Here is a 5,092-nt window from a genome sequence, read left to right as displayed (position 1 = left end):
CGTGCCAACGAGTTGCCTTCCCACCCAAGGGGTTGAGCTGCCCCTGGATCGGCCGGCCCGCGCTCAATGCAGTCTCGCAGCAGTGAGCCAATGCAAGGTCGCGTCGGCGAGCCGCTTCTCTCGCGTTCTCAATGTGAACTCGACCAAATCGAGCGGAGTAGCGCCATTGTGCCCGAGGAAGTCCAGGGCGAAACCAATGGCGCCAAGCGGTGGCCTTGATCCTGGCCAAGATCGAACGATCTGGACCATGCATGAGGCATAAACCGTGACGCATGAGGCCACGCTTTTTCGTGCTTTCCTGTCTCGCGGCTGCAGCTGCGCTTTCAGGCCAGAAAATCGCCGGGAAAGCCCCCAAGCGGCAGTGTCCGCCTCTGAGCTGCCGATGACTACAGGCAGGAATCGGCCGGGATCAGATACAGAGGGCGCCTTCATAGATCGCTTTTGCGAGGCGAAGGCCTCTATACCGCCTTGGTCTTCGCACTCATCAGGGTTGCGTAGACTCTCAACTAAGAACCTATCCACAAATAGTGCTCATGATGGATAATCGGCGCCTCTTCATATTGGGGGCCTTGCCATCATGGGCGCAAAATCCTGGGAAGTGACTGACGACTTCTGGAGTCGCGTGGAGCCGCTGGTACCGCCGCCTCGCCCGAGATTGGCGGACAAGGTCTACCAGCGCAAGGCCGGTGCCGGACGCAAGCCCAAGCCGGCTCGGCTGGTGTTCGAAGCCATCGTGTACGCCCTGCGCACAGGCTGTCAGTGGAAGGCCCTGCCAGCCGAGCGCTTCGGCAGTGCGAGCGCGATTCACCGGCGTTTCCTGGAGTGGGAAACGGCTGGTTTCTTCGAGGCCATCTGGCAGGCTGGCCTGGCCGAGTACGATGAGATGGAAGGCATTGCCTGGCGTTGGCAGAGCATCGACGGGGCGATGATCAAAGCCCCTCTGGCACAGGAAGCGGTCGGACCCAACCCGACCGATCGGGGAAAAAAACGGGAGCAAGCGCCATCTGTTGGTCGACGGGCGTGGCGTCCCGTTGTCGCTCGTCGTGACCGGGGCGAACCGGCACGACGTCACGCAGCTTGAGGCGGTACTCGACGCCATCCAAGTAAAGAGGCCGAATCCACCGTTTCGCCGCTCCAAGCACCTGTGTACCGACGCCGCCTATCGGGGGGCTGCCGCCTTGGAGACGATTCTGGCCCATGGCTACATTCCCCATGTACAGGGGCGGCATGATGAGGCCCGACAGCTCAAGCGCCATCCTCACAAGCGGGCCCGGCGCTGGGTGGTTGAAGTCGCCCACAGCTGGTTCAACCGGTTTCGCAAGCTCCTGGTTCGCTATGAAAAGCTCGAGCGCAGCTTCCTCGCCCTCAATCATTTGGCAGCGGCCATTATCGCCTTTCGGAAGGTGCCGCTTACCGTAAATATTATTTATGGATAGGCTCTGAATCCGTTGGCACGTCGGGCCGAAAAAACCATTCTGGATCTCCTGTAGAGGTGTTCGGTGTTAGAGCCGGTTTTTTCCGCTCGAAGGGAAGGGGTTGCCTGTGTCCTGGCATCCCAGCCAGGTGGAGCGGGGAAATCTCCTGCGTTCCGGATTGGACCTCTGCGTACCCTCGTAGCGGGTAGGGCAAAGGGAAGAGCAGGCTTCCCTTGGTTGGGAGGGCTTCTCACACCTCGGTGCTGCCGACTCACTACCAGCACAGCCGCGTCGCTTGGCAAAAAACCATCATTACGCTGTCACACGCGGCTGACACCTTTGCTGCACACTTCACCACCCGCCCACGCATGCCATCCGGTCTGGGAAAAAACATGAACTTGCAACCCAAGGCCCTTGCGGCCAGCATTGCCCTCGCCCTGTGCGCCAGCCAGGCGCACGCCGCCGACACCAACGCCGTTCCGACCAACGCCGAGGAATGGTTCGCCGCTGGCCGCGCCGCGGTGGAAGCCTCCAAGCGCATCGAGCCCAACCACTCGCGCGCCAAGAACGTGATCCTCTTCGTCGGCGATGGCATGGGCATATCCACCGTCACCGCCGCCCGCATCCTGGAAGGCCAGATGCGCAACGTCGACGGCGAATTCAACCGCCTGAGCTTCGAGAAGCTCGACCACATGGGCACCTCGATTACCGCCAGTGCCAACCAGCAGACCTCCGACTCGGCGCCGACCGCCACCGCCATGGTCACCGGCATCAAGACCAACGATGGGGCGATCTCGGTCGACCAGAGCATCTACCGCAACGAGCCGAGCGCCGACGTCACCCGCGCCAAGAGCGTCAAGACCATCCTCGAGCAGGCCGAGGAGCGCGGCATGTCCACCGGCATCGTCACCACCGCCCGCCTCACCCACGCCACCCCGGCGACGAACTACGCCCACATCGGCAACCGCGACTGGGAAGCCGACAGCAACCTGCCAAGCGGCGCTACCGTCGCCGACATCGCCCGCCAGTTGCTCGAATTCCCCTACGGCGACGGTCTCGAAGTGGCGCTCGGCGGCGGCCGCAGCTACTTCATGCCCAACACCGCGACTGACCCGGAGTACCCGAGCCAGAAGGGCCGCCGCAAGGACGACCGCGACCTGACCACGGAATGGACCACCAAGTATCCGCAGTCCGCCTACGTCTGGAACAAGGCCGACTTCGACGCGGTGAACCCGCGGCAGACCAAACACCTGCTCGGCCTCTTCGAGCGCTCGCACATGCGCTATGAAGCCGACCGCAAGGACGACGTCGCCGGCGAACCCTCGCTCGCCGAGATGACCGAGAAGGCGATCAAGGCCCTGCAGCAGAACGACAAGGGCTTCTACCTGATGGTCGAAGCCGGCCGCATCGACCACGCCCACCACGCCGGCAACGCCTACCGCGCGCTGACCGACACCGTGGCGCTGTCCGAGGCGGTGGAAATGGCGAAAAAGCTGACCAATGACCGCGACACCCTAATCATCGTCACCGCCGACCACAGCCACACGTTCACCATCGCCGGCTATCCCTCGCGCGGCAACCCCATCCTCGGCAAGAGCGCGATCGACGGCAATCCCTCCACCGACGCCCTTGGCCTGACCTACACCACCTTGTCTTACGCCAACGGCCCGGGCTGGACCGGCGGTTTCCAACGCAAGGAGTTCGACCCGGAGACCGAAGGCACAGTGAATGCCCAATACTACGGCGGCGCGCTGCGCCCCGACCTCACCTCGGTGGACACGACCGCGCCCGGCTACATGCAGGAGGCCACCGTGCCGATGGGCTCGGAGACCCACGCAGGCGAGGATGTGGCGATCTATGCCAGCGGCCCGAGCGCCTACCTCTTCCGTGGCCCGCAGGAGCAGAACGTGATCTACCACGTGATGGCGGACGCGCTCGACCTGGACAAGTAGCGCGGCTATGGTCACGGCCGCCGCTAAGCAGCGCGCCGGACGACTGAGCGGCTGGCGTCTTGGCGATGCCGGCTGCCGTCAAGCGGGAAGGCGCACGGCGTGCGTCTTCCTTTACCGTTTCTTCGAACGCCTCCAACCATCACTGCCGCACATGAAACCGAAATCAGCCCTTCTCCTCCTGCTCGCCGGCTCGGCGTTGCTGCCGCTCGCGGGACACACCCATGAAAGCACCAACGAAGAGCAGGCCCCGCGCGCCGCGGCCGGTACGCCGGCCGCCACCAGCACCCGCACCGACGACCGCGTGGTACCGGCACTGGACCTGGCCGAGCCGCTGCCCGAGGTGGCCGCCACCTATGTCACCACCCGCGTCGTCGAGCCCGGCGGCCATGCCCACGGCCACGACCATCCGCCGGCCGGCGAGGCCGAATGGCGCTTCTTCCGCGAAAAGGATCGCATCGACATCGAGAACGTCGAGGCACGCACCGGCGAACGTTGGCAGCGCGACGGCCGGACGCAGTTCTTCTTCAAGGTCTTCCATGCCGACCGACGCAGCGTCGAATACCGCGCGGACGACTTGATGATGATCAACGCGGCGCTGTCTTGGCAGCCGCACGCGCTGCTGATCGATCCGCAGGTATTGCAGAGCCTGGCGCTGCAGGATGCCGGCTGGCGCGACGGTTATCCCTATCGCCGCTACAGCGGCATGGCAGGCGGCGAAAAGCTGGATGTGCTGTGGCGGGTGGATCTCAAGTTGCCGGTGGTCCTGGAGCGCGAACGTGCCGACTACCGCGAACGCACGGAGCTGAAGGCGGTGCATCCGTTGGCGGCCTCGCCCTGGACCAGCCCGGACCAGTCCGACTATGAAGTCATCGACTTCGCCGACATCGGCGACCTCGAACGCGACCCCTTCGTGCAGCGGGTGCAGGCGCAACTGCCCGGCGGTGACGTGCATCACCACTGACCGGGCACGGCACACGGCGGTCCGGCGACGCTTACGCTGCCTCGCCCGGCCCGCCTCCCGCTCTCCAGTTCCGAATGTCGGGCGCGCTTTCCTACACCTACGCGGCCGGGCCAGGAATTCTTGATATCGCGGGGATCATCCCCTCAGAGGCTGTGAAGTTTTCGACTCTGGAGCCTGCTGTACCGCGATGCAGGGGAGCAGTGTTGGATTCTCCGCTTCGCGCGCTTTTGCAGTGCCCGGGCCGCGGTCCGCGGTGGGAGGGATGCAGAGGCGCGCAGCGGAGCGTTTTGCCCTGATCGCAGCGATCCGCGGCCCCCTCAGGTCATCGTCGGCACACTCAACAGCAACCCAGGCGCAAGCTCAAGCATGCGCATCAGGTTATGTGCCAGTGCATACCACAACACCACGCTTTTGACCTTGTCCAACCCGCACACGTTGAAACGCTGCAAACCGCGGTTGCGGGCCAGGGCGTTGACGCATTCGGCAGTGGCGGCGCGTTCCTTGTAGATCGTCTTGGCAGTCTCTGTGCCCATCCGCTTCCGCCAGGCGGCGATGGTCTCGCTGTCGTCTGGGAGGGCTGCATGAGGATCGCGCTCGGCGTCCTTGGGCTTGGGCAGCGGGGCATACACGGTGGTGGCCGGCGCCAGGCGCTCGATGTCATCATGCCTGGCGAAGCCGCCGTCCACCAGCATCTCCTGCGGACGGCGTGCGTAACGCTCGTCGAGCTGCTCGACCATCGGCGCCAGTTGGCCCAGGTCGCTGCC

4 protein-coding genes are annotated in these 5,092 nt (G+C 64.5%); 3 read left to right on the top strand and 1 reads right to left on the bottom strand.

Annotation, left to right across the window (positions count from 1 at the left end):
* Positions 1–577 precede the first annotated feature (577 nt).
* From ACYVD0_RS12050 to ACYVD0_RS12040, 3 genes are all read left to right on the top strand, one after another.
* Positions 578–1,436 (top strand): IS5 family transposase gene (locus ACYVD0_RS12050; protein WP_460427031.1). Its coding sequence is split into 2 segments (ribosomal slippage): positions 578–984 and positions 983–1,436, totalling 861 coding nucleotides; the frame shifts between segments, so codons are not numbered across the junction.
* Between the two features lie 371 nt (positions 1,437–1,807).
* Positions 1,808–3,367, top strand: coding sequence for an alkaline phosphatase (locus tag ACYVD0_RS12045; RefSeq protein WP_460427030.1), 1,560 nt, complete (start codon positions 1,808–1,810; stop codon positions 3,365–3,367).
* Positions 3,368–3,518: 151 nt separating this feature from the next.
* The gene (locus tag ACYVD0_RS12040) at positions 3,519–4,328 is read left to right on the top strand and encodes a hypothetical protein (protein ID WP_040107342.1); all 810 of its coding nucleotides are present in this window, start codon (positions 3,519–3,521) and stop codon (positions 4,326–4,328) included.
* A 317-nt stretch (positions 4,329–4,645) separates the two neighbouring features.
* On the opposite strand, the gene ACYVD0_RS12035 is transcribed toward ACYVD0_RS12040, so the two are convergent.
* Positions 4,646–5,092: transposase (locus ACYVD0_RS12035; protein WP_460427029.1), on the bottom strand; the 447-nt coding region annotated here is incomplete at its 5' end.

This window comes from Azotobacter armeniacus (genome assembly GCF_054779355.1).
The sequence above is the reverse complement of the archived record's forward strand: the minus strand, read 5'-3'. Positions and strand labels throughout refer to the sequence as shown.

Bases quoted from the DNA above. Each gene is read 5' to 3' on its own strand.
- ACYVD0_RS12040 (WP_040107342.1), top strand. From the start codon at position 3,519: ATGAAACCGAAATCAGCCCTTCTCCTCCTGCTCGCCGGCTCGGCGTTG.
- ACYVD0_RS12045 (WP_460427030.1), top strand. From the start codon at position 1,808: ATGAACTTGCAACCCAAGGCCCTTGCGGCCAGCATTGCCCTCGCCCTG.